Below are 23,388 nucleotides of genomic sequence, written 5' to 3'. Positions count from 1 at the left end.
CCCCTTTGTATCAAACTGTTTGGTTTCCGTCCATGAACTACAAATACAGAGCGATAATTTTCTGGTCTGCAATAACAAAAAACAAACAGTTACCATCAAATATTCTTGTCTGTCATAAAAAGAGACTGCCCATTAAGGCAGCGTCAGCACTCTGCTATAAAATCAGCTAACAAGCTATACTTTTGAGGTAATTAAAAATTTAAACTTTATACTATGCAGGCGACAGTCTGCGGGATCTCAGATAAAGAGCGGTGCGGTTCAGATACGGGAAAAGGAAAATCAATAAGAGTGATGCGGCAAGAAGCCATACCATCATTTCATAATAATCCATCGCAAAACGGATATGATCCTGAACATTCATCCTGCCTACCAACAGCTTGTTGGCTGCTTTTACAGCTTTATCTCCGGGCATTCCTCTGGTAATAAGTTTTTTGGTCTGCTGATGAAGAAAATTTTTCACAGCCGGGTCCACAGCACTTAAGTGTTCCTGAAACGCATTATAATGACGTCCTTTTTCAAACAGCTCAAAATAATTGACAAGGGCTATGCTGGTACAAAATCCGAAATACCGTACTGCTAATGCTGTCGCCGCAGCTGAAGGGCCAATAGCTGCAGGCACTGAAGAAATAATAAAAATAATCGTTGGAACCATGATCAATCCTACTCCCAATCCCTGGATAAATAATGGAGTATAATAATTAAATTCATCAGCCTGAACATCAAAAGAATAATACATTAATCCATGAAAAATCAGCAGCATTAAAAAACCGGATCCCCAGATATACCGTATATTCTTCTTTTGCAACACCATACAGCAGGCGATAATTACACCTGTCACCAGTCCTGCAAGATTGAAAATATTAATATAGGAAATATGAAACGGGTCCAGATGCAACGCTGAGGCAAAATAATTATTGACAATTCCTGACGCAAACCGGCAGATATACATTACAAAAAGGATCAGGAGGCCAACTTTAAAGTTCCTGTATCTGAAAACACGCAGGTCAATATAAGGCCTTTTAATAGCCTGCTGCCGAAATATGGATATTCCCGTCAGAACCACAATTCCTATCACGCTTCCCAGAATGCGGCTATCTTCCAGCCAATAATATTCCTGACCAAAAATGGTAATATATCCTATCAGTACCAGTACAGTACTGAGCAGCCCAAAGCTCTGCCAGTCGAGTTTATAGAGATGAAATCTTGCATGGGTTCTGTAGTTGCTCATGGCCAGAGTCAGAAAAATAAGTCCGGGCAGGTATGAGAATATGGCTGTTTTATAAACAATATTAAAATTGTATGAATCGATGAGATCTGCTGTGATCAGGTTATTAAAAGGCAAGGCACAGATCAGAATTCCAAAGAATACTGAAAAGCTGATCTCCCGTCCTCTCTCATTGCTCAGCCTCGTGAAAATAAGAGTCAGTGAAAGGTTTACATTTCCTGCAAACAACATTCCCTGCATGAAACGTACCGGAAACAGGATATAAATTTCATGAGTAAAATAACATACCAGACAGGCCAGTATTTGCAGGGTCGTAAAAAGAAGAAAATATTCCTTTGCAGCCAGAAAGCTGAAAAATCTTCGTTCCAGACTGTAAAATCCTACATATCCTGCATAAAATAATGCAACTGAGAACTGGATATCCGCTGGTTCACATCCATAGTATCCGGCTGCTGCATTCAGATTAGACAATGGCAGAAAAAAGATAATGATTCCCGGAAGCGTCATTGAAAATAAGATGATTTTTACAAGCCATTCCGGAGCCCATTTTTTGAAATAGGGCATTTGTCTTTTAGCCATTGGAATGTTTTTTATTGGCATATACATTCACATTCATACCCACTTTCAGAACTTCAATTTCTTTTCTTTGACCATCCAATCTTATTCTCACAGGAATACGCTGTACAATTTTCACATAATTCCCGGTGGAATTATCCGGGGGAAGTAATGAAAAACTTGAACCTGTTGCCGGAGATAGTGAAATAATAGTTCCTTTAAATTCTCTGTCAGGATAAGAATCGGCTACAATTTTCACATGATCCCCGATATGCATATCTCTGATCTGGGTTTCTTTATAATTCGCCACAACCCATTTATCTGTTTCATTATTGACAATAAAGGCCAGTGTTTCCCCGGCATCAATCATCTGTCCTACTTCTACGGTTCTTCTTCCCATTCTTCCGTCATAAGCGGCTGTAACAGCTGTATAGCTTACATCCAGTTTGTGACGGTCCAGCAATGCTTCCAGCCTGGCAATTTCTGCGATGACCACCGCTTTTTCTGTGAGGATATCATTTATTTTAGACATTGAAGCGGCATATTTATCCTGTGAAGATCTGTAATCACTTTCATTCACATCCAGGGTTGCTTTTACATCTTCCAGGCGCTGTCTGGTGGCAGATTCCTCATCATACAGCTTTTTATACCGGTTATAATCAAGCTGCTGTTTCCATACTTTTGCTTTACTGGCATCTACCTGAGCCATCGCAGCGGCAGCCTCTTTTTCTGTGGTTCCTGTGGTACTTTCCAGCACTTTCAGCTGGGCACGGGCCTTCTGAATGGCTGCCTGGGTCTGTTTCTCCTGAAGAATATATTCACGGTTATCAATGATTAAAAGAGTATCTCCTTTTTTAACCTCCTGATTTTCCTCAAACTTTACGGCAACAATGAATCCGCCGGCTCTTGAAATAATCGGGTTAACATATTCCTGAACCTGCGCATCATTGGTCTGCTCATAGGCATAATAATTTTTTAAGGTAAAACCGCCCCAGACAGCAAGTGTGGCAACGATTACAACTGAAATCCATCCTGTGATCTTCGTGATCACCCTGTCGGTTGGGGTATATTTTTTTTTCATTGTATTATAAAACGCCTGTAATGTTTTGTAGTAAATAATAATTGTTCTGTGCCATAATTTTAGCGGCTTCCAGTTCAAATTTTGTCTGAAGAAGCTGTATATCTGCATCCAGCAGTTCCGTAATAAGAGAAGTCTGACTGAAGTATGTATTCTTGATAATACGTGCATTTTCCTTTGCCTGGGCCACGTTGGCTTCTGCCACTTTGATCTGTTCAAGAGCTTCCTGATATCTCAGATAGGCTTCTTTCACCTGTTGTCTTATTTTATCCTCCGTATCTTTGTGAGCTTCCTCTTCTTTTTCAAACTCGAGCTGGGCTGCCTTTACTTTATGGGTATTATGGTAAAGGGAAGAGATGGAAAATGAAGCTTTAATTCCCACTATTCCCAATGAATACCAATACGGATTGTAAGGATACAGGAAAATCTGCGGATTGGCATAATAGAATTCGCCGTACATTCCGACCTTAGGTCTTACATTGGCTTTTACCTGCTTCAGTTTGATTTTACTCAGCGCTGTCTGCTGTTCGGAAACATGATAGTCAAAGGAGTGATCCATTGCCAGTTTCAGATATTCATTATAAGGAACACTCTCATTCCATTGATTAAACGGAGTTTCCGGAATAACGATCTGTTCATCAGGAATTCCCAGAATAATATTCAGCTTCTGCATAGCGATGAGAATGTCATTTTCGATGGTTACCAGAGCCATTTTTCTTTTCGAAAGTTCCAATTCAATCCTTAAAACATCACTTTTTAAAACCACTCCGTTTTTATAAAGGGCCTGGATTTCTTTAAGCTGGATTTTCTGGTCTGCAATATCCTGTTTTATAAGATTTCTGAATATGAATGTTTTTTGCAGTTCAAGATAAAGAGCAGCCGTTTTATAATGAATATCCGAAACCGACTTTTCTTTTTGAATATCTTTAATTTTCTGAAGTGTCTGATTTTCCTTAATCTTAAGGTTCAGCTTGTTTCCGTTATAAATGTTCAGGTAAAAATCTGCTCCGGCTCTGTAAAGCGTATGGATGACTTCATGCTGTGTGGGTTTGGAAAAAATCCCGTTTTCATAGATAGGAATGTTGGAGGCTTTTTCTGCCGAACCTTTGACGTCTATTTCCGGAAGACGCTCTCTTTTGGCATCTTTTACTTCGGCTTCGGCAATGTCTACATTAATGGTATTGATTCTGATATGACGGCTGTTTTCTTCAGCTCTCTGCCATGCATCTTGTAAGGAGAGTCGTATGGTATCCTTTGTTGGACTGCCTGTCTGGGCTGATATGGTGTAGGAAACTCCCAGCATCAGCAGTCCGGCGACATAAATTTTCATTTGAATTTTTGAATTATTGCACTGCAAATTTATTGGCAATCCGGAGATTATTTTTATCTAAAATAGTCAACTTTTACATGATTCCGGCCAAATGACTATATTTGCCTTTTCATTGGAATATCAACCTTTTTTATGGGATTAATTGCTGCGCTTCCGGACATCGATAAAGACGCTAAAAGTGTATTTGTTATGCACGAAAAATCTGAAAAACTCATTCCTTTTCATAAACATACGAAAGGACAGCTGAGTTATGTGGAAGGCGGTATCGCCTATATTACGATCGACAACAGAACCTATGTGGTTCCGGCGAGACATTTCTTCTGGATTCCGCAGGGAATGGAGCATATTTTAGAAATCGGACATACTGCAACAGTACTGCGTTCCCTTTATTTTTATGCCCATGATGATGTTTCAGATCCTTTTTACAACAGATTGGGTATATATCCGGCATCTGAGCTGCTGATCCAGATGATAAAGTATTCGGAAATATGGGATGAAAAACACGTTACTGCAAAAGATGAAAACTTTGAATTTCTAACAGCATTAAAAAAAATTCTTCCCAAAACCCATAAACAGCCATTACCCATTATTCTTCCCGCTACTCACAACAAACAGATGATGAAGATAGTGTCTTACCTGGAATGGAATATCGGAGAGAAACTTACGCTGGGCAATGTCAGCAGCAGATTCGGTCTGAGTGAACGCTCTCTGTCGCGCCTTTTCAAAGCGGATATGGATATTTCTTTCCTTCAGTATTTAAAAACATTAAGGATCATCAAAGCCATTGAGTTACTTTTAAATACAGACAAGCCCATCAATGAGATAGCTGATGATGTGGGTTACAGCTCTATCAGCGCATTTAGTGATACCTTCCATGAATTTACCCGGTCAAGACCTTCAGATCTTAGAAAGAGTAATAAAGCGACCCAAAATATGATGAGCTAGGCAACTTACAGATGATCTTCATCAGATGTAGAAAAAATAAAAGACTAATTTATCTTTTATTAAAAATATCTTTCTATATTTGTCCCATAAACTCAGTAAAATGTTTTCAAAAACCTGTGAATATGCTTTAAGAGCTTTGATCTATATTGCCCAGCAGTCTAAAAATGACAGCAGGGTCGGGATTAAGGATATTTCGAAAAGCATTCATTCGCCGGAACATTTTATTGCTAGAATTTTGCAGGATCTGAGCAGAAAAGGATTTGTACAATCTGCCAAAGGTCCGACCGGAGGTTTTTATATGGATCAGAAAAACCTGAATACTTTTATTGCAGACATTGTAAGGGAAATTGACGGTGAAAAGCTGTTTACCGGCTGCGGACTTGGACTTGATCAGTATTCAGAAACACATCCGTGCCCGCTTCATGAGCAGTTTAAAAGCATCCGACAGGATCTGCGAATCATGCTTGAAACCTCAAAGATTCAAATGTTTGTCGATAACCTGGATTTACAGCTCACTCACTTGAAGGCTTAAAAAAATTTGACTCAATAAAAGACAAAAAGACCTTTATATTAAATAATATATAATGAAATTAGAAGTTATGGTGAAAGCCAGAATATCCGGCAATGCTCTACCCCGCCCTCCTTTCGGAACCGTTGAAAACCCGGTTCATATGATGGAACACGAACATACGGTGGAAGGCGAACGTTTCAGAAGGATTGCACAAATCACCCATGAATATCTTCTGCCAGCAGATGACTGCAAACCTATAAAGTAGCTTTTGCCATGCTTCAGGATTTCGAAAATAATTTACATCAACACATCCATCTGGAAAATAACATCCTTTTCCCTAAAGCGATCCGACTGGAGAAAGAATTTACCATTGAATCTTAAAATTTAATACAGAATGACCCCAAAAAAACGGATAGGGCTTGCTGAAATTTGGCTGGTCGTTGGAAGAAAAACGTCAGTATGAAATTTCGTCGGCTTTTGAATCTGTGGGGGTTTGATTATCTTTTAATTACTTTAATTTTCAACGTGCTATGTTAACCTGGAATAAATAAGATTCTATGAATTAATTTTGATGTAGATTAAAAAAGCCTTTATATATTGAATTTAAAGGCTTTTATTTAAGTTTTATTGTGTTGCTTTCATTATAGCATTGGTAATTTCAACTTCTTTTTTTCTGGAATACGTGGAATCAAACGGTTCCATGACATTGAATAAATATTGATAAAAAGGAGCAATCTGGCGTACATTTTCAGCTTCCTTGGCCGCTTTTTGTTTACCCATCTGTTGAAGTCCTTTTATAAAAATACTGAATTTCTTATCAATAGGCTCCATTGATTTTAAAAGGCAGGCATGGGCTTTCTCATTTTGTCCTAAGGTTTTATATGCTTCTGTAACTGCGGAGACCACCAATGCATATTCCATCGGTTTTGATCTCATCTGCTTATTAGACATGGCTTTGAATGAAGGGGAAAGACTCTGATAATAATCATATTCTTCAACTATCCCTTTTTTAAGGTTTTCTGCCAGCTGAAGACCTTTTTGTTCCTGTCCTGCGACAATATATCCGGTTACCATGGCACTTAATGAACGCGGATCATTGTATTTTTCAACAGGAATTTCTTTTGCGGCAAGATCCAGTAATTCCAGCGCTTTTGCTTTCTGCCCATCCAGAACGAGTGCAGATACAGCCTTGTTCACAGACATTCTATAGCCCAGGATATTAGAAGTTGCCGTTTCGTCATAATATATACTCAGGTCTTTAAAATTTCCCCATCTGAAATTTTTCACCACCTGATAAAGAGAATTCGCATCTACCCTTCCTTTATCTCCATCCGGACTCTGAGACGTATGAACCGGCACCAATCTGTAGCTGAAACCGTCAAACTGCAGATATTCATCAAGATAAAATATATTTTCGCTGTCATACATTCCTCCTGATGAAAAACTGACTGGCCGCTTCCAATCGAAATTGGCCAGCATATCCAGCATCATCAGGCTGCTTTTGTAAAGAGTGTTGGCTTTATAATTGATCATGATCTGATCTACAGTTTTTGGCAGATCAGCCTGATGAATGATTCCGGATTTCACTGCATTCTCTTTATTTACAGGAAGGGTAAATTTACTCACCGGAAGAATATTATATTTTTCATATTGCTTTTCCCCGAAGTACATCTTTAACAGTTCGTCTTTTTCGGATGATTGTAATTTTAAGAATTTCACCGCTTCCTTTAAAGTCAGTGAATCCTGAGTAAGGTATTTTCTGAAACTTTGAAAAGCAGTGTCCGGAGCTCCCTGTTCTTTCAGCATTTGGAAAAGTCCTTCCCAATCCTCTTTTTTCATCAGATATACCTGATCATTTACCCCATCCCTGTATTCTTCATGCGTTAATTCACCCGGGATTCCTTTGGCATTGTAAGTTCTTCTTTTTACCTGATCAATATTCCATGGAGTAGCTAAAAGGGTGAAGTTGACCGTTTTTACATCATCCCTGAATCTTTCGGTTTCCTGAATTGCCCATACCGGAAATGTGTCGTTATCCCCATAAATGAAAATAATATCGTCTTTTGGCAGCGAGCGTAAAAATGAATAGGCATAATCACGGGCTGCTGTTTTTTTGCTTCTGTCATGCGAGGTATAATTCTGAAATCCCATCATAAAAGGAATTCCTAATAATACTGTTCCCAAAGTAATATTGGCAGCACTGGATTTAACCTTCGACTGGATGAACAAAAGTACGGCGCCTGCTCCCAGACCAATCCAGACAGCAAAAGCATAGAACGAACCTACCATTGCGTAATCCCTTTCCCTTACTTCAAATGGTTTTACCCCGGTGTAAAAAACAATTCCTACACTTGTCAGAATGAACAGCGAAAGCATCGCGTAAAACCTTCCAAAATCTCTGTTAAGCTGGAAAAAGAAACCAATCAAGCCTAAAATCAATGGAAGAAAGAAAAATTTTACGGTACTTTCATTTTTAAATTGGGCTGGCATATGATCCTGATCTCCCAGCAATGCATTATCAATAAAAGAAAATCCTGAGATCCAGTTACCATTGGTATTTTCCATATGGCCCTGAAGATCATTCTGTCTTCCTGCAAAATTCCACATCAGATATCTTACAAAATAATATCCGTTCTGGAAAGAGATAAAATAATCCATATTCTGAGCAAAAGAAGGGCGCTGCACTTTGATAAGATCATAAGGTTTTACTTTCAGGTAATCTTCTGCTGTGATGGAATCTCCTTCATATTTTGCCCTCAGCTCGTTAAAAATACGTTGAGCTTCAGGATTGTCTGCAGCATCTTCATTATCGTAATTAAAGGTAAAATCAGGGGCTCCATACAATGCAATATAGTTTGCGGCTACCTCTTTATCTTCACTGAACATTCTCGGCATGAAGCTTATGTGCGATTTATTAAATACATAGTTAAATCTTTCACCGGTTTTTCTGTACGTTCCGGTTTTTTCATCTTTTTCATAAATATCTCCGGTGATATCTCTTTTGTAACTTCCGTCTTCCTCCTTTTCCAGGCCGTTTTTGTCAAGAAATGCGGTGTAATTCTGCCCATACATAGTGGGCCAGTCACCATATTGTACTCTGTTATAATAATCTCTCATTCCGATGGCCGTATCCGGATCATTAAGGTTCATCGGAGGATTGGCATTGGCCCTGATCGGGATTACCAGCCAGCAGGAGAAACCGATGATCATATAAACAATGGATAAAACAATGGTCTGATAAACTTTTCTTCTGGTTTTTCTGGTATATTTAATCAAAAGATAACTGATTACTGCCATGAGAACAAACGCTGCAACCGTTCCTGAATGAAAAGGAAGCCCCAACCCGTTTACAAAGAAAATTTCAAGCTGTCCAAACAGGGTCATAATCAGAGGGAAAATAATCTTGAATACGAATGCAAGAATTGCCAGCGTAATCAGATTGGCTGTTATAAAACTTTTCCAGGAAAAAGTATAACTTCAGGCATAATAGACCAGGCAAACAGACGGAATAGCCAGCATACACATCATGTGTACTCCCACAGAAAGCCCTGTGATGAAGAAAATAAGAATAATCCATCTCTCGCTGTCAGCGGCTTGATATTCATTTTCCCATTTGGTAATGAGCCAGACCAGCAGTGCAATAAACAGGGAAGCCATTGCGTACACTTCTCCCTCTACCGCTGAAAACCAGAAAGTATCTGAAAATGTAAAGCATAAGGCTCCGGTTACTCCGGCAAAAAGGATCGAAATTCCCTGATGCTTTGTCATTTCTTCAAAATCTTTATGTAAAAGGCGTCTTAAAAAATGGGTAATGGTCCAGAACAGGAACAGAATGGTAAATGCACTGAATAATGCGGACATCGCATTGATCACAATAGAATAATTTTCAGCATTTCCCCATGCAAAAATACTCGCCACAGCTCCTACAATCTGAAATAAAGCAGCTCCCGGAGCATGGGTTACTTCTAATTTTACAGCTGAAGAAATGTATTCACCGCAGTCCCAAAAGCTCAGCGAATGCTCTATCGTTGAAAGATAAGTAATAAGCGCAACAGCGAAAAGGAACCATCCCAGTATGGTATTCCATTTTTTAAAAGACCAGTTTTTCATATCATATTTCCAATATTGATAGGACAACTGGCGGAAAAGGTTTATTACATTTACCTTATTTATTTTTATAACCACAAAAGTCACAAAAGGTTTCATTTTAAAACACATGAGTTCACTTAAGTAAGTTTAAAATGATACCGCAGAAAAGTTCACATAAGATGAAAATCAAAGATTTTCACAAAACTTAGGTGTACTTATTATGTATAAAGCATAGCGCTAAAAAACTTAAGTGTTTAAACTTTTGTCCTTTTGTGGTTAAGAAAATTTTATTGGTTCTTAAATGGTAAAAGTTTAATAGGTATTATTCAATCCTCCATCTAAAGGAATACTTGTTCCGGTAAGATAGCCCGCATATTCCGAAGCCAGAAAAGCCACCAGATGACCATATTCTTCAGGTTTCCCGAATCTTTTCATTGGAATTTTGTTTTCCCTCGCCTTTTTTATGTCTTCTTCAGGAACACCACTTTGCTGAGCTTCATGAGCGACCAGTTTCTGAATTCGTTCGGTATCGAAATACCCTGTCAACACATTATTTACGGTGATATTATGTTCTGCAATCTCATTGGAAAGCGTTTTTGCCCACGCAATAACTGCTGAGCGGATAGAATTGGACAATGCCAGATTTCCGATCGGTTCTTTTACCGAAAGAGATGAAACATTGATAATACGGCCGTTTTTCTGTTTGATCATATGGGGCAAAGCCAGTAAAGTTGTTTCACAGACTGTTTTAAAAAGAAGATCAAACGCTTTCTGATACTCATCTGCGCTTTTATCGAGTGCCAAACCGGGTTCCGGACCATTGGTATTATTAACCAGAATATCGATTGAATGATCATTGAAATATCCTGCTATAATTTTCCTGTACCCTTCAAAATCCGAAAAGTCGGCTGTCAGGTATTCATGTTTCTGATTGGCAGTGATAACCGGCAGTGAAGAAACGAAGGCTTTAAGTTTTGTTTCATTACGGGACATAACGGTAACATTGGCTCCACATTTTGCAAGCTCTAAGGCTATTCCTGCCCCGATTCCCTGGGTGGCTCCTCCTACTAAAGCATTTTTTGAAAAAAGCTGGATATTCATAAGGTCTTTGGATATAGGATTGGTATAGGATAAATGTAAGAAAAAACCTCCAAATATATTTGAAGGTTTACGGCAATCAAAGTTTCTTGTTTATTTCACGACTGTAGCTTCAAGTTCTACCTTTAAAGTTTCAAATAAACCTTTTACTTCGAGCATCGTTACAGCCTGCTGAATTTTATGTCTGGCAATCCATTCCTGAAGAATGGGAAAATGCGGCCATAGTTCTTCAGTAGAAGTGGTATAGATATTTAATCTTACCATACCTCCACATTCATATCCTGCGGAGGTGATCACTTCTTCCAGATTGGCAATAGCCTGTTCCAGCTGGGATTTCATATCTTTATCACTGGAGGTTCCATCGGGGTCAATAGCAGCCTGCCCTGAGCAGTATAAAGTGCTTTCAACATTTTTTACCTCTACCGCCTGAGAATAGCTTCTTTCATCCTGCCATTGCCATGGATTAACTGTTCTTTTTTTCATTGTCCTGAATTTGTTATAGGTTACTCTACAAAATTGCAAAACATACATACCGCATTCCTGTGATCCGGATCACGATTATGGCGTGATCCGGACCACAATTTTACAATGACAGGCGGCTCAATGTCTCTCTGGAAACACCCAAATAAGCCGCTAAAAGAGACTTCGGAACCCGCTGGACAAGAGAAGGATATTTTTTTAAAAGCTGGTCATAGCGATCTTTTATTCCTGTTGTCATCATGGAAATAGTTCGCTGCTGAGCTGTAATAAATCCCAAATATGCTTTTTCAAGGAAGAAATGTTCCAGCTTTGGAAGCCGGTCACAAAGTCTTTTATAATCGTTCAGCTTAAGACACAATACTTCCGTATCTTCTATACATTCCAGAGACATCGTTGCTGCAGTCTGCTGATAATATGCAGGGAAATCTGTCTCCCACCAGTCTTCCATGGCAAATCCTATGATATGCTCTTTTCCGGTTTCATCAGTATAAACCAGTTTCAGCAAGCCCTTCAGTACAAAATAATTGCAAGGAACAGATTCCCCTTCCTGTACTAAAAACTGGTGCTTTTTATATTTTTTATAAGTAAAGCAGGATGATATGAATTCAAATTCATCATCGTTCACAGGGATTATTTTTTCGATGTGGGCTCTTAGCTGATGCATCATATTCCGGGTGATTTTTGTATGCTATAAAATGGGTTACAAAGTAAACGGATAACTGGTATTTAATTTTGGGTGAATGGTGTTCAGCGCTTTATAAAATTCTTGTTTAACGGATTCCGGGATTTTATCATACGCATCCAGCTGCCGGATGACAAAAGCCATTTGTAACCACTCTTCAAAGTTGATATCCATTGATTTCAGTTTTTTATCATAATCATGATCATAAAAGAAAATACACTGGTCTTTATTCAGGAACCACCGGTCACCTTGTCCGTTACCGGCAAAACACCAGTACTCCTGTAAGTCAAATTCTTTATTTTCGTTAAATGCCTCCACAGCATTATACAGAATGGCTTCAGAAGAGATTTCTGTTGTTTTTATTTGGGTCACCAAAGTTTTGTACCTTTCAGAAAAAGGAAATGTTACCGTCTTCGGGAAATTCTGCAGGGTTCTTTTTTCCTGCATTAATCCTGATTCGATTTCTGCAGGACTCAATAGGATAAAGGGACTCATTATTAATTTATAAAATTAGGGTTTTTGTTTCAACAGTTCATCAATCTGGGTGTAAAATGAATCTTTACTGTAATCTGCAAGGCCTGTATGATGCAGACGGAGTGCTCCTTTTCTATCCAATACAACGGTTGTTGGTAAAGAACCACTGTAAAGCACATCAGGAATCTCTCCTGCTGGCACCAGAAAAGGGACCGTAAAACCTTTTTCTTTCAAATAAGATTTTCCTAAAGCAGTATTATCATCAAGATTTACGGTAAGAAAAACCATATCCGGATTGTTTTTATATTGATCATACAGTTTCTGGACAGACGGAAACTCTGCTCTGCAGGGAGGACACCATGAAGCCCAGAAATTAATAAAAACGACTTTATTCTGTAATGCAGAAGTATCTATAATGTTGCCATCTTCATTCTTCAGCATAAAACCGGCGTAAGAAGCCTGCTTTGAAGAACCTTGTGCTTTTTTTGAGTCTGAGATGCCGGAATTGAGGATTCCGGTGGAAGCAACCTGTCTCATAAGCCATGCTTTTGCATCTTTATTCACCAATATAATAATGAATAATACTGTAAGTACTGCAGTAGAGCCATTTTTCCTTATCCAAATTTTCAGATTTTCCATATTCTTCCACTTTATTCCCAGCCAATATATAACTAATATTTTGATCAAAAAGCTTTGAACGGCTGTTTTTAAACCAAAAAGCCTATCTGTTTGTTTTGCTTAAGTTATAGGCATGGCAAAACGCTTTTAAGAATGGTATAAACTGAAAAATTCACAACAGCCAGTAATAAAATTCACTCAATACCCGTTTATAATTTAATTTTTAACATAACCAGTGAAAAACAAACATATAAATCAATATACATCGCATAATATTATCTTTTATGCAACACTCTTATTTTATCCTTGATTTTAAAATTTCTGAAAACCTTATTTTCCAACGGATTTATTTGATAATTCGTTCATTACGTGTAACAAATCCCCTGTTCATCCAACTAATCGTACATCATCAAAACATTAATTCCTATACAGGAGATCTACTACTTTAAAATAAACTAATGCAAACATCTTTTCTAAAAATTACCGCTGCCACCGCTGCACTCTGCTTCAGTACCCTAGCAATGGCCCAAAAAACCTATTCCGTAAGCGGAACCGTAAAAGACAAAAATAATGGTGAACTGCTCATCGGGGTTTCTGTAAAAGTAAACGAAGATCCCACCATCAACGTTGTTGCCAATGAATACGGCTTTTATTCGCTGTCGCTGCCTGAAGGAAATTACACCCTTATTATTTCCTACCCGGGATATAAAGATTTTGAACAGCAGATTACAGTAGATCAGAATATGAAGCTGGATCTTCCTCTTATGCCGCAGGAAGAAACAGCAAAGGCTATTGACGAAGTAGTTGTAACCGGTATTAAAAAGGATAAAAACTTAACTTCAGCACAAATGGGCTCGGAAACGTTAAGCATTAAAAATATAGAAAAACTTCCTGTTCTTTTTGGAGAAAAGGATGTTATGAAAACCATACAGCTTTTGCCGGGTATCAAAAGTAACGGCGAGGGAAGCAGCGGGTTCAGTGTAAGAGGAGGTGCTACCGACCAAAACCTGATCCTTCTGGACGAAGCCCCGGTTTATAATGCCTCTCACCTTCTTGGCTTTTTCAGTACATTCAACAGTGATGCCCTGAAAGATGCCAGCATTATTAAAGGAAACAGCCCAGCCCAATATGGTGGCCGCCTTTCTTCTGTACTGGATGTGAAAATGAAAGACGGAAACAACAAAGATTATAACGTTAACGGAGGAATTGGTCTTATCAGCAGCAGGCTGAGCGTGGAAGGCCCTATTCAGAAGGAAAAATCGTCGTTCATAGTTTCAGGAAGAAGAACATATGCCGATTTATTCCTTAAAACCAGTAAGGATTATAAAGACAATAAACTTTACTTTTATGATCTTAACCTGAAAGCCAATTACCAGATCAATGAAAACAACCGTATTTATCTGTCGGGATACTTCGGAAGAGATGTTCTGGGGCTGGGAGATACATTCAATACAGATTGGGGAAATACTACAGCAACCCTGAGATGGAACAGCATTATCAGCAGTAAGCTATTCTCCAATACATCATTTATTTACAGTAACTATGATTACAAAATCAGTCTGAAAAATGATGATACGGTATTTGATTTAAACTCGAAAATCCGCGACTGGAATCTTAAGCAGGACTTTACCTGGTTTGCAGGAAACAAACATTCTGTACGTTTCGGTCTGCAGTCAATTTATCATACGCTTACCCCGAGCAGTGCTTCCGGTACTACGGTGAGCAGCTTTGCAAGAAATCCGAGATACTCATGGGAGAATGCGGTTTATATCAATGATGATTATAAAGCCACTGAAAAGCTGACGATCAATTATGGGTTGCGGCTTTCCATGTTCAGTGTACTGGGAGGTGATACATTTAATACCTATGAGAATGGTGTTCTTACCGACAGTAAATTCTTGGAAAAAGGAAAATTCGGGAAAGCCTATGTGAATGCTGAACCGCGTATCAGCGCCAACTACCGTATCAATGAAGTAAGCAGTGTGAAAGGAGGCTATTCCCGAAACACCCAGAATCTTCATCTCTTAAGCAACAGCAACAGTGGAAACCCTACAGATCAATGGATAGGAAGCAGCTATACAGTAAAGCCGGAAATTGCTGATCAGATCAGTGTGGGATACAGCAGAAATTTCAACAACAATAATTATGAATTGAATGCTGAGATCTACTATAAAGATATGAAAAATCAAATCGACTTCAAAAACGGGGCTCAGATTGGTTTTGATACAGGAGCCGATGTAGAAAGTGAACTGTTATTTGGAAAAGGAAGGGCATACGGTCTGGAACTTATTGCCAAGAAGAAAAGCGGAAAGCTTACAGGATGGATCTCCTACACCCTTTCCAAAACGGAAAGAAAGATCAACGGGATCAATAATAATGAATGGTATAATGCCAGAATGGATAAAACCCATGATCTTTCCATTGTTGCAACGTATCAGCTTAATCCAAAATGGACCTTCTCAGGACTTTTTGTGTACAGCACAGGAAATGCGGTTACCTTCCCTACCGGAAAATATGAATTGAACGGGCAAACCATATTCCAGTACAGCAACAGAAATGCTGACAGAATGCCGGCCTATCACAGAATGGATCTGAGTGCCACGTATGAACCCAGCTCCGGCAAAAGATTCCGCGGTTCATGGACATTTGGTATTTATAACCTCTACGGCCGTGAAAATGCTTATACCATCAATTTCGAAGACAACCCGGACCATCCCGGAACAACACGTGCTATGCAGACCTCATTATTCCGCTGGGTACCTAACATCACTTATAATTTCAAATTCTAAATCATGAAAAATACATTTTATATCATAGTATCTCTTTTTGCATTAACCTCTTGTGAAAAGGAAATCGACCTGGATTTGAATGATCAAAGCGGGAATATTGTCATTGAAGGAAATGTCACAAATCAATCAGGGCCATATACTGTAAAAATTACAAAATCTGTAGGTTTCTCAGAACCTAATCAATATCCGGCTGTTACCGGAGCCCAGGTTGTTATAAGTGATGATATGGGCCAGACTGAAACTCTTCAGTACGCAGGAAACGGGATGTATAAAACCGCCACTTTTGTGGGAGCATCCGGCAGAACTTACACGTTGAAGGTACAGGCCGAAGGAAAACAATATACCGCCCAGAGTACAATGCCTGAGGTGGTTTATTTTGACGGATTGCAGCAGAGTTCTTTCAAATTTGGTGATAAAACCACTTATACCCTCTTACCGCTTTTTACGGATCCGTTGCCGCTGGGTAACCGTTATCTTTTTAGCTTTACGATCAATGATCTTCCTAAAAAATACATGAATACCTTTTCAGATAATGTAAACAACGGACTTCCAAACCAACAGCCTCTGATTCTTCCCAATGACGACAACAAAGGCAGAGACCACGAAGTAGTTACAGGAGACAAAATCCATGTAGAAATGCAGTCTATCGATACCAACGTATTCACTTATTACAGTGCTTTACTTCAGATTTCAGGCGACAATGGCGGAACGGCTACTCCTGCTAATCCTCCAAGTAATATCAGCAACGGCGCATTGGGCTACTTTTCTGCCCATACAACAGATACAGAAACCTTTGTCATTGAACAGACAACAACTCCATAAGAACAGAATCCCGGTTTAGGCCGGGATTTTTCATTTTAATTAAAAATCCTGCCCCTCTGCTGACATCCTGTTGTCACAATTTCACTTTACTTTTGCCTTATAAATAGTTCAAATATAAAACAGTATGAAACTTACCTCACTAAGACTTATCAGCAGAGACATCAAAGCGGCAGTAGAATTTTATGAACAGGCCATTGGAGCAACAGCGCAATGGTATACAGAAGATTTTGCAGAACTGTCGGCGGACACCATTACAATCGCAATCGGAAGTACGCGGACGATGAAAATGTTCTCGGAAGGCCTGACAGATTTTACAGGAACAAAATCAGCCATTATCGAATTTTTGGTTAACAATGTAGACGAAGAATATGAAAGGATCAAGAATTTAGCCTCTGAAATTATCCAGGAGCCCACAACAATGCCATGGGGAAACAGGTCCCTTTTATTCTGTGATCCGGATGGAAATATGATTAACTTTTTTACTCCCGTAAGTGAAGAGGCTGTAAAGAAATTCAGTTAAGTATTCCAACAATAAAAACCCGCTGTTATCAGCGAGTTTTTGTTTTATTTTAAAGGTCAGCTTATTGTCCCAGAAATTCAATGGCTTTGCTTACGAATGCATCATGATACTGATAAAAAGAAGCATGTCCTGAATCCGGAAAAATTATCAGTTCCGCATGATCTAAATGCTGAGCCAAATTTTTAGCATTCTGAACAGATACCGGAAGGTCATTTTCACCATGAACAATCAGTACCGGATTTTTAATTTTTTCTATTTCCGTAAGAGCATCAGCATTGGGCTGGGCCCAGCTCAATACAGCAGTAAACTGTGCATTTGATGTAGCATCACTTAACGGAACATCCCTGTCTGTGGTACGAAGCTGAATTCTTGCAAAAGAAGCTTTTCCCTCCGCAATACTTTGGACAGATGCTGTAAACCCGAATTTCAGAAATGAAGCTTCAGGGCTTAATCCTGCCGTCCCAGCAACAATATCCGGTAAATTGGACAGTCCGATCGCTCCCTGTGGTCCTGTTCCGGTTAAAATTACTTTATTAATTAGTGACGGATTGGTCAGCACTACTCTCTGTGCAATAAACCCTCCCATAGAAAATCCCATGATATTCACTTTGGTCAGATTTAAAGCTTTGATAAAATCTACGGCATCATCGGCCATCGACTGAACGGTGTTGGGAGTTGTTCCTTTTGAAGAAGCGACTCCTCTATTGTCGAAAATGATTACTTTATATTTTTTTGCCAGTCCGTCTGTCACGGCAGGATCCCAGTCATCCATTGAACCGCCCAATCCCGGAAGCAGGATCAAAGGAGTACCTTCTTCTTTTCCTAAAACACGGTATGCAAAAGCATTTCCGTTAACGGTTATGAATTGGGTCTTGGCAGTTTGGTGGTTTCTGTTTTGTACCTCCTGTATCGTGGGAGGCTCATTTTCTTCAGTACAGGATACTGTCACCACAGTAAAAAGTGTTAAACATAACAAGCTTACGGCTGAGAATTTTCTAATTGTTTTCATTGTAGTCTATTTTTGTATGATTATGGTGCAAACATAAAACACAATAACAGGCAGAACACTCAAAAGCTTTATCAACAGGACATTTTAATTATTCAATTAGACATTTCAGGGGGCGAAATTTAAAGTGTAAACTCAAAGGCCTTTAAAGCTCCTTATTGTTTTAATGCAATAAGAGTTTTCATTGCTTTCTCAGCATGTTCTTTGGCTGTAAAAATATGATCATGAAAATAACCGGCTACTACATTACAGCTGATATTCTCATGTTTCAGGGCGTTGGCAAAAGCAGCTGTAAGTCCTACAGCTTCCAGAGAAGAGTGAACAGTAAGGGTAATCCACGATGAAATATAGCGATAAGCCATATTCCATTCGTTTGCTATGGCTCTTTCTAAAACAATGGTGACAGCCTCATGTTCCCGGAAGAAAAACAAAATCTTTTCTACATCCGGTATTTCCCGCAAATTTTGAACAGTACAAAATACATATTCTCCGGAATTCAATACCGGTTCCATATTTTGAAGCAATACGGATAAGTTTTTTTCTCCTGACATTTTTTTGATACAAAACTAAGCTACAGATAGCAGTATCTGTTTATCATTTGATAAAAAAAAATCAATTGCCCCCTCATCAGAGATATCTTCAGAAATTTAATAGTTATCAAATTACTTTAGCTGCAAAAATTTCTCGTTTACAAACAAAAAAGAAGGCTTTCGCCTTCTTTTTTGTTTGTACTGTAACCTATCAACAGAACTTCAGTATATGTATTTGTGTTTTTTTGATCATTTGGTTTTTAAGAAATCCGTTTTAAGGTTATTGTACACTTCTTAATTTCATCAGTGTTTATTAATAATTTTTCATCATTTGTGTTTCTATAACTATAGTTTATTATTTGTACAGCTATAATCATTTGTTGTTTTTGTGTATAAAATTGTAATCATTGAAAAGCATTTCTCATTTGCTTTTTCATTACTTAAATTTTACAGTACAAAGGAACAACATTACAAAGTAAAATCCCCTACAAACCCCATCGATACATCTCGAACGACTTATAGATATTTATCGATGAAATAAAAAACACTGACAATAAGAAGTGAGAATACCCTGCAAACCTTATAGTTTATGATGGGTTTTGATAAGCTCAACAAGCTCAACCATATTTTCAACCTTGAGTTTCTCAAAGATATTTTTTTTGATTGTGCTCACTGTATTTTGTTTGATATTCAGGCTGTTTGAAATTTCCAGATTTCCATATCCTTCAGCGTAGAGTTCTGCAATCTGAAGTTCACGTTTGGTTAAACTGCTGAGAGGACTTATCAGATCCGGATTGTAAACAAACTGAACCAATAAATTCCTTAAAAGATCAGAAAAATATTCACCTTTTTCGATAAAAGTTGTAATTGCCTCCCTTACATCTTCTTCTTCACTCAGTTTGCTCAGGTAACCGTTAGCACCGGCTTTGATGAATTTAAGCCCATGCAGATCCTCTTCAAGCCCTGTAAAAATCAAAATCTTAAGGTCAGGATTTATACTTTTCATCTGGGGCAAGATATGAAGACTGTTTCCGTCCGGGAAATGAGCATCAATGACAGCCATTTCTATCCCTTTTGATTCTATCAGCTCCAAAACCTGATGCAGGGATGAGGTATGATAAATTTTAGCATGAGGAGCAATATCACTGATAACAATTTCCATTCCCTGGCGTACAATGCTGTGATCGTCTGCCAGCAGAAATATAATTTCTTTATTTTGAATTGGTGTTTCCATTATTATTTTTATTTAAATTGATCCTGAATGTCACTTTCGTTCCTTTATGCAGTTTACTTTCAACCGATATATCACCATCGAAAAGTTCTACGATTTCTTTTACCAGGTTAAGGCCAAGTCCTGCTCCCAGGTTATCTACTTCATCAGATACCATTCCCTGATAATAAGGATCAAAAATTTTACCAAGATCGGATTCTGATATCCCTACTCCGGTATCTCCTACCGTTGTGATCAGGGAAATTTTATTTTCTCCGAGAGGTTCTGTAGTCATCACCAGATCAATCTGCCCGTTTTCTGTAAACTTGTTGGCATTTCCCAGAATATTCATAAAAATCTGGTTGATTCTGATGTTATCCGAAAATACCATTACATCTTCAGGAATTCTGTCTGTTACAACAAACCTGTTGTTTCTGGTTTCCAGATACGGTGTAATCACCTTTACGATAGAGCTCACCTCATCTTTAAGATTGAAAACCGACTGTATCAGTTGTTTTTCAGCATTTTCATTTTTAGTATACTCCAGGATCTGGTTAGATTGCAGAAGCAGAGTACTGTTGGTAAATTTGATAGATTTTAGGTAATCCTTTATCGTTTCATCTTCCGTTGTTCTGTGGATCTTATCAATGAAAATATTAATGATTTTTAAAGGAGACCTCAGGTCATGGCTAAGCATTCCCAGGATCCGGTTTTTAAAATTAAGATTCTTTTTAATCTCTTCATTCGCTGCATTCAGTTTTCGTTCATAGATAAATGCTACTCTTGTAAAGTACATGATCAGAATAGATACAATAAACATCAGAATCATCAATCCCAATACCAGATACGTCCTGATCCTGTTATTGCTGGAGCTCTGTTCGTTATATTCTTTTTCCAGTTGGGTTTTGAAATCCTTGATGGCATTTTCATATACTTCTATCAAGCCGTTACTGTATACCAGGAGTTTACTGAAATTACTGTAAAACTGTAAGTTATTTTTCTGGCTTTGTGCAGCAAGCAGCTGTACTTTTTTTACTTCGGCAGCGTAATGCTTGTCCATAGATTTTATGGTATTATCCATTTTGGATTTTACCTGTGAAATATCTATGGTTTTATTGTTGGTCATTGTGATCACAGTACTTTCTTTCTGTACATCCACTTTTCCTGTTACCGCATCTTTTAAACGTCCAAAAAAGCCTTTCTTTTTAATAGTATCGGCATATGTGCGGGTTTGAATTTTTAAATCTTCAAAATCATTTTTATACTTGGCGGGTTCATACGGCTTATCTTCAATCTTTGCAGGTGGCTTCAGGGAAGTCTGGTACACCGAATCTATCAGGGTCTTCAGCTTTGCAGTTTTTATGGTATCCTGGCTATGAAGGGCCAGGTTTTTTTTCAGTCTGGGACTTGTATTTTCGTATTCACCAATTTTATCAAAATTGGTTTTAAGTTTTCTCAACGACTGAAAGTATAACTGCAGATCATTGTTATCCTGAGAGGCCATATATTTCTGGAGATGATTCTGTGCATCCATGAAATCCTTCCTGGAATTATCTGTCAGTCCACCCAGCGCACGCGTTTCTTCCAGCTGATCTTTAATAAACTTCAGCTTCTTTCCATTAACAAATTCGTTATAAAAAAAAATGGCAATAATGACCTGTATCAATAAAATACAAAGGATCAATGAGTAATGAACAAGTTTTCTCAATTTAAAATTTAAGAATTTATATTTCATATTTGTTTATCAGTTAAATTAATTTCCTGACCACATAAGTTCATTTGATATTAGTTTTCAACAATATACCATTATTTTCGTTAATTCTATAATAGCTGTATATCATCCAATCTGCAAAGTTAAAGTAATTTTTATCTTCTTATAATAATGAATATTTGATAAAACCCTGAGAATTTAATTTTTTTTAATAGTAAAACCCCTTGTAACCATTCAGTTTTTATTTATGTAAATCTATTTTTTTAGATCAACTGTAAAAGTTAATACCAGATAAAATATTCTGCACCTGCCTATTTTATTGCAGCTGACGAATAATAGGGGATTAAATAATGATTCATTCATACTTGAGAAAATCTATGATTATATTCTTATTCATATCACCATCATTAGTATTTTCTATTTTTCTACGGGAAGCTTGAAATGATATTTCCCTAACTTTTCGGTTTGAAACGAAATAAGGAATAGTTCAGGTTATTCATTGGGTGATCTGAAGTATTCAAAACAAATAACAGCAAAACAGGTTTATCATCTTATGACAGATAAAAATTTTAATCCTCAGAAAGGCTTTATATTCAGCAAACATGTTCCGGAGGAATTATCGCATTTTGACCGGGTCTTTGATGTTTTCAAAGATTTGCTTACCCATACCTCCGGGGATATTGAAGAAGCCTTCGAGTGGCTTGATATGCTTGACCGGGAATATGATATTTTCAGTGATGAATATACCCTGCAGGATTTTGAAGAAGACCTGAAAAAACGAGGCTATATCAAGGAAGAAGATCCAGAAGAAGGCAGTACGGGAACAGGAAAAGGCAAAAATATATTAACACCTAAACTGGAGGCTGCCCTGCGTGAATATGCCTTAGATCAGATTTTTGGGAAACTGAAGAAAAACGGCGCTGGAAATCACCGCACCAGCAAAACAGGAATCGGAGATGAACGTGACGGTGAAAACCGTTCCTACCAATATGGAGATGACCTTGCAGCAGTGAACATGACCGAAAGTTTAAAGAATGCGCAGATCAATAACGGAATTTCAGACCTCCGTCTGACAGAGGAAGATCTCATCGTAGAAGAAACCAAACATAAGGCACAGATGAGCACCGTCCTGATGATTGATATCAGCCACTCCATGATTTTATATGGTGAAGACCGCATTACGCCAGCCAAAAAGGTTGCCATGGCACTTGTGGAAATGATTAAACGGAAATATCCGAAAGATTCCATTGATATTATCGTGTTCGGAAACGAAGCATGGCCAATCAGGATCAAAGACCTTCCCTATCTGAAAGTAGGCCCCTATCATACCAATACGGTAGCAGGACTGGAGCTGGCAATGGATATCCTCCGCAGAAAGAGAAATACCAATAAACAGATTTTTATGATCACCGACGGAAAACCGAGCTGTATTCAGCTGCCCAGCGGTGAGTTTTATATGAACAGTTTTGGTCTGGATGAAAAAATTGTAAACCAATGTCTCAACAGGGCAGCACAGGCCAGAAAACTGAAAATTCCTATCACAACCTTTATGATTGCACAGGATCCTTACCTGCGTCAGTTTGTGGAAGAATTTACAGCCCAGAACAAAGGAAAAGCGTTCCTGACAGGACTGTCAGGCCTTGGGCAACTGATTTTTGAAGATTACGAAAAAAATAGAATAAGAAGAATATAAAGTCAGATTTCAGACTTTAAAG

18 protein-coding genes and 2 pseudogenes are annotated in these 23,388 nt (G+C 38.2%); 7 read left to right on the top strand and 13 right to left on the bottom strand.

Annotation, left to right across the window (positions count from 1 at the left end; genetic code table 11):
- Positions 1-211: 211 nt before the first annotated feature.
- The 3 genes from ACP3T3_RS01670 to ACP3T3_RS01660 are packed head-to-tail and all read right to left on the bottom strand — an operon-like array spanning position 212 to position 4,188.
- Complete coding sequence (locus tag ACP3T3_RS01670) at positions 212-1,804, bottom strand: beta-carotene 15,15'-monooxygenase (RefSeq protein WP_426478204.1); 1,593 nt, start codon at positions 1,802-1,804, stop codon at positions 212-214.
- The gene (locus tag ACP3T3_RS01665) at positions 1,797-2,861 is read right to left on the bottom strand and encodes an HlyD family secretion protein (protein ID WP_426478203.1); all 1,065 of its coding nucleotides are present in this window, start codon (positions 2,859-2,861) and stop codon (positions 1,797-1,799) included. The genes ACP3T3_RS01670 and ACP3T3_RS01665 overlap by 8 nt, the downstream gene beginning before the upstream one ends.
- A gap of 4 nt (positions 2,862-2,865) precedes the next feature.
- The gene (locus ACP3T3_RS01660) at positions 2,866-4,188 is read right to left on the bottom strand and encodes a TolC family protein (RefSeq protein WP_426478202.1); all 1,323 of its coding nucleotides are present in this window, start codon (positions 4,186-4,188) and stop codon (positions 2,866-2,868) included.
- A 132-nt stretch (positions 4,189-4,320) separates the two neighbouring features.
- On the opposite strand from ACP3T3_RS01660, the gene ACP3T3_RS01655 reads away from it, so the two are divergent.
- The 3 genes and pseudogenes from ACP3T3_RS01655 to ACP3T3_RS01645 form a co-directional block, all read left to right on the top strand.
- Positions 4,321-5,133, top strand: coding sequence for an AraC family transcriptional regulator (locus ACP3T3_RS01655; RefSeq protein WP_426478201.1), 813 nt, complete (start codon positions 4,321-4,323; stop codon positions 5,131-5,133).
- Positions 5,134-5,233: 100 nt separating this feature from the next.
- Entirely contained in the window at positions 5,234-5,665 is a 432-nt protein-coding gene (locus tag ACP3T3_RS01650; RefSeq protein WP_426478200.1) for an RrF2 family transcriptional regulator, read from the top strand.
- A 67-nt stretch (positions 5,666-5,732) separates the two neighbouring features.
- Positions 5,733-6,025 (top strand): annotated as a pseudogene (locus ACP3T3_RS01645) (hemerythrin domain-containing protein); the annotation flags it as partial.
- Positions 6,026-6,268: 243 nt separating this feature from the next.
- On the opposite strand, the pseudogene ACP3T3_RS01640 reads toward ACP3T3_RS01645, so the two are convergent.
- The 6 genes and pseudogenes from ACP3T3_RS01640 to ACP3T3_RS01615 form a co-directional block, all read right to left on the bottom strand.
- Positions 6,269-9,754, bottom strand: a pseudogene (locus ACP3T3_RS01640) (glycosyltransferase family 117 protein).
- 291 nt (positions 9,755-10,045) lie between these two features.
- Positions 10,046-10,834: an SDR family oxidoreductase gene (locus ACP3T3_RS01635; protein WP_426478199.1), complete on the bottom strand. Its 789-nt coding sequence runs from the start codon at positions 10,832-10,834 to the stop codon at positions 10,046-10,048.
- 90 nt (positions 10,835-10,924) lie between these two features.
- Positions 10,925-11,314, bottom strand: coding sequence for a RidA family protein (locus ACP3T3_RS01630; RefSeq protein ID WP_426478198.1), 390 nt, complete (start codon positions 11,312-11,314; stop codon positions 10,925-10,927).
- A gap of 100 nt (positions 11,315-11,414) precedes the next feature.
- Positions 11,415-11,978 (bottom strand): Crp/Fnr family transcriptional regulator, encoded by a 564-nt coding sequence (locus ACP3T3_RS01625; protein ID WP_426478197.1) that lies wholly within the window; start codon positions 11,976-11,978, stop codon positions 11,415-11,417.
- A gap of 33 nt (positions 11,979-12,011) precedes the next feature.
- Positions 12,012-12,488: a hypothetical protein gene (locus tag ACP3T3_RS01620; protein ID WP_426478196.1), complete on the bottom strand. Its 477-nt coding sequence runs from the start codon at positions 12,486-12,488 to the stop codon at positions 12,012-12,014.
- A gap of 15 nt (positions 12,489-12,503) precedes the next feature.
- Entirely contained in the window at positions 12,504-13,106 is a 603-nt protein-coding gene (locus ACP3T3_RS01615) for a TlpA family protein disulfide reductase (RefSeq protein WP_426478195.1), read from the bottom strand.
- A 437-nt stretch (positions 13,107-13,543) separates the two neighbouring features.
- On the opposite strand from ACP3T3_RS01615, the gene ACP3T3_RS01610 reads away from it, so the two are divergent.
- The 3 genes from ACP3T3_RS01610 (at position 13,544) to ACP3T3_RS01600 (ending at position 17,216) form a co-directional block, all read left to right on the top strand.
- Entirely contained in the window at positions 13,544-15,874 is a 2,331-nt protein-coding gene (locus ACP3T3_RS01610) for a TonB-dependent receptor (protein WP_426478194.1), read from the top strand.
- 3 nt (positions 15,875-15,877) lie between these two features.
- Positions 15,878-16,696 carry a DUF4249 domain-containing protein gene (locus ACP3T3_RS01605; RefSeq protein WP_426478193.1) on the top strand — a complete coding sequence of 273 codons (819 nt, stop codon included), beginning with the start codon at positions 15,878-15,880 and terminating at the stop codon, positions 16,694-16,696.
- Positions 16,697-16,820: 124 nt separating this feature from the next.
- Positions 16,821-17,216 carry a VOC family protein gene (locus tag ACP3T3_RS01600; protein WP_426478192.1) on the top strand — a complete coding sequence of 132 codons (396 nt, stop codon included), beginning with the start codon at positions 16,821-16,823 and terminating at the stop codon, positions 17,214-17,216.
- Positions 17,217-17,277: 61 nt separating this feature from the next.
- Here the strand turns inward: ACP3T3_RS01600 and ACP3T3_RS01595 are convergent, their stop codons facing one another.
- The 4 genes from ACP3T3_RS01595 to ACP3T3_RS01580 form a co-directional block, all read right to left on the bottom strand.
- Entirely contained in the window at positions 17,278-18,225 is a 948-nt protein-coding gene (locus ACP3T3_RS01595) for an alpha/beta fold hydrolase (protein WP_426478191.1), read from the bottom strand.
- Positions 18,226-18,377: 152 nt separating this feature from the next.
- A complete protein-coding gene (locus ACP3T3_RS01590; RefSeq protein ID WP_426478190.1) occupies positions 18,378-18,773 on the bottom strand; it encodes an ACT domain-containing protein in 396 nt (131 codons plus the stop codon).
- Between the two features lie 559 nt (positions 18,774-19,332).
- Positions 19,333-19,986, bottom strand: a complete 654-nt coding sequence (locus tag ACP3T3_RS01585; protein WP_426478189.1) for a LuxR C-terminal-related transcriptional regulator — start codon at positions 19,984-19,986, stop codon at positions 19,333-19,335.
- Positions 19,964-21,670, bottom strand: a complete 1,707-nt coding sequence (locus tag ACP3T3_RS01580) for a sensor histidine kinase (RefSeq protein WP_426478188.1) — start codon at positions 21,668-21,670, stop codon at positions 19,964-19,966. The genes ACP3T3_RS01585 and ACP3T3_RS01580 overlap by 23 nt, the downstream gene beginning before the upstream one ends.
- Before the next feature lie 556 nt (positions 21,671-22,226).
- On the opposite strand from ACP3T3_RS01580, the gene ACP3T3_RS01575 reads away from it, so the two are divergent.
- Positions 22,227-23,366, top strand: coding sequence for a vWA domain-containing protein (locus ACP3T3_RS01575; protein ID WP_426478187.1), 1,140 nt, complete (start codon positions 22,227-22,229; stop codon positions 23,364-23,366).
- Positions 23,367-23,388: the final 22 nt, after the last annotated feature.

The sequence above is a fragment of the Chryseobacterium sp. CBSDS_008 genome, assembly GCF_049959325.1.
Taxonomy (GTDB): domain Bacteria; phylum Bacteroidota; class Bacteroidia; order Flavobacteriales; family Weeksellaceae; genus Chryseobacterium.
This window is presented reverse-complemented; position numbering and strand designations above follow the sequence as displayed.

Coding starts and splice junctions, on each gene's coding strand:
- ACP3T3_RS01620 (WP_426478196.1), bottom strand. CDS start 12,488: ATGAGTCCCTTTATCCTATTGAGTCCTGCAGAAATCGAATCAGGATTA.
- ACP3T3_RS01610 (WP_426478194.1), top strand. CDS start 13,544: ATGCAAACATCTTTTCTAAAAATTACCGCTGCCACCGCTGCACTCTGC.
- ACP3T3_RS01670 (WP_426478204.1), bottom strand. CDS start 1,804: ATGGCTAAAAGACAAATGCCCTATTTCAAAAAATGGGCTCCGGAATGG.
- ACP3T3_RS01595 (WP_426478191.1), bottom strand. CDS start 18,225: ATGAAAACAATTAGAAAATTCTCAGCCGTAAGCTTGTTATGTTTAACA.
- ACP3T3_RS01650 (WP_426478200.1), top strand. CDS start 5,234: ATGTTTTCAAAAACCTGTGAATATGCTTTAAGAGCTTTGATCTATATT.
- ACP3T3_RS01590 (WP_426478190.1), bottom strand. CDS start 18,773: ATGTCAGGAGAAAAAAACTTATCCGTATTGCTTCAAAATATGGAACCG.
- ACP3T3_RS01625 (WP_426478197.1), bottom strand. CDS start 11,978: ATGATGCATCAGCTAAGAGCCCACATCGAAAAAATAATCCCTGTGAAC.
- ACP3T3_RS01660 (WP_426478202.1), bottom strand. CDS start 4,188: ATGAAAATTTATGTCGCCGGACTGCTGATGCTGGGAGTTTCCTACACC.
- ACP3T3_RS01665 (WP_426478203.1), bottom strand. CDS start 2,861: ATGAAAAAAAAATATACCCCAACCGACAGGGTGATCACGAAGATCACA.
- ACP3T3_RS01605 (WP_426478193.1), top strand. CDS start 15,878: ATGAAAAATACATTTTATATCATAGTATCTCTTTTTGCATTAACCTCT.
- ACP3T3_RS01600 (WP_426478192.1), top strand. CDS start 16,821: ATGAAACTTACCTCACTAAGACTTATCAGCAGAGACATCAAAGCGGCA.
- ACP3T3_RS01630 (WP_426478198.1), bottom strand. CDS start 11,314: ATGAAAAAAAGAACAGTTAATCCATGGCAATGGCAGGATGAAAGAAGC.
- ACP3T3_RS01655 (WP_426478201.1), top strand. CDS start 4,321: ATGGGATTAATTGCTGCGCTTCCGGACATCGATAAAGACGCTAAAAGT.
- ACP3T3_RS01575 (WP_426478187.1), top strand. CDS start 22,227: ATGACAGATAAAAATTTTAATCCTCAGAAAGGCTTTATATTCAGCAAA.
- ACP3T3_RS01635 (WP_426478199.1), bottom strand. CDS start 10,834: ATGAATATCCAGCTTTTTTCAAAAAATGCTTTAGTAGGAGGAGCCACC.
- ACP3T3_RS01615 (WP_426478195.1), bottom strand. CDS start 13,106: ATGGAAAATCTGAAAATTTGGATAAGGAAAAATGGCTCTACTGCAGTA.
- ACP3T3_RS01585 (WP_426478189.1), bottom strand. CDS start 19,986: ATGGAAACACCAATTCAAAATAAAGAAATTATATTTCTGCTGGCAGAC.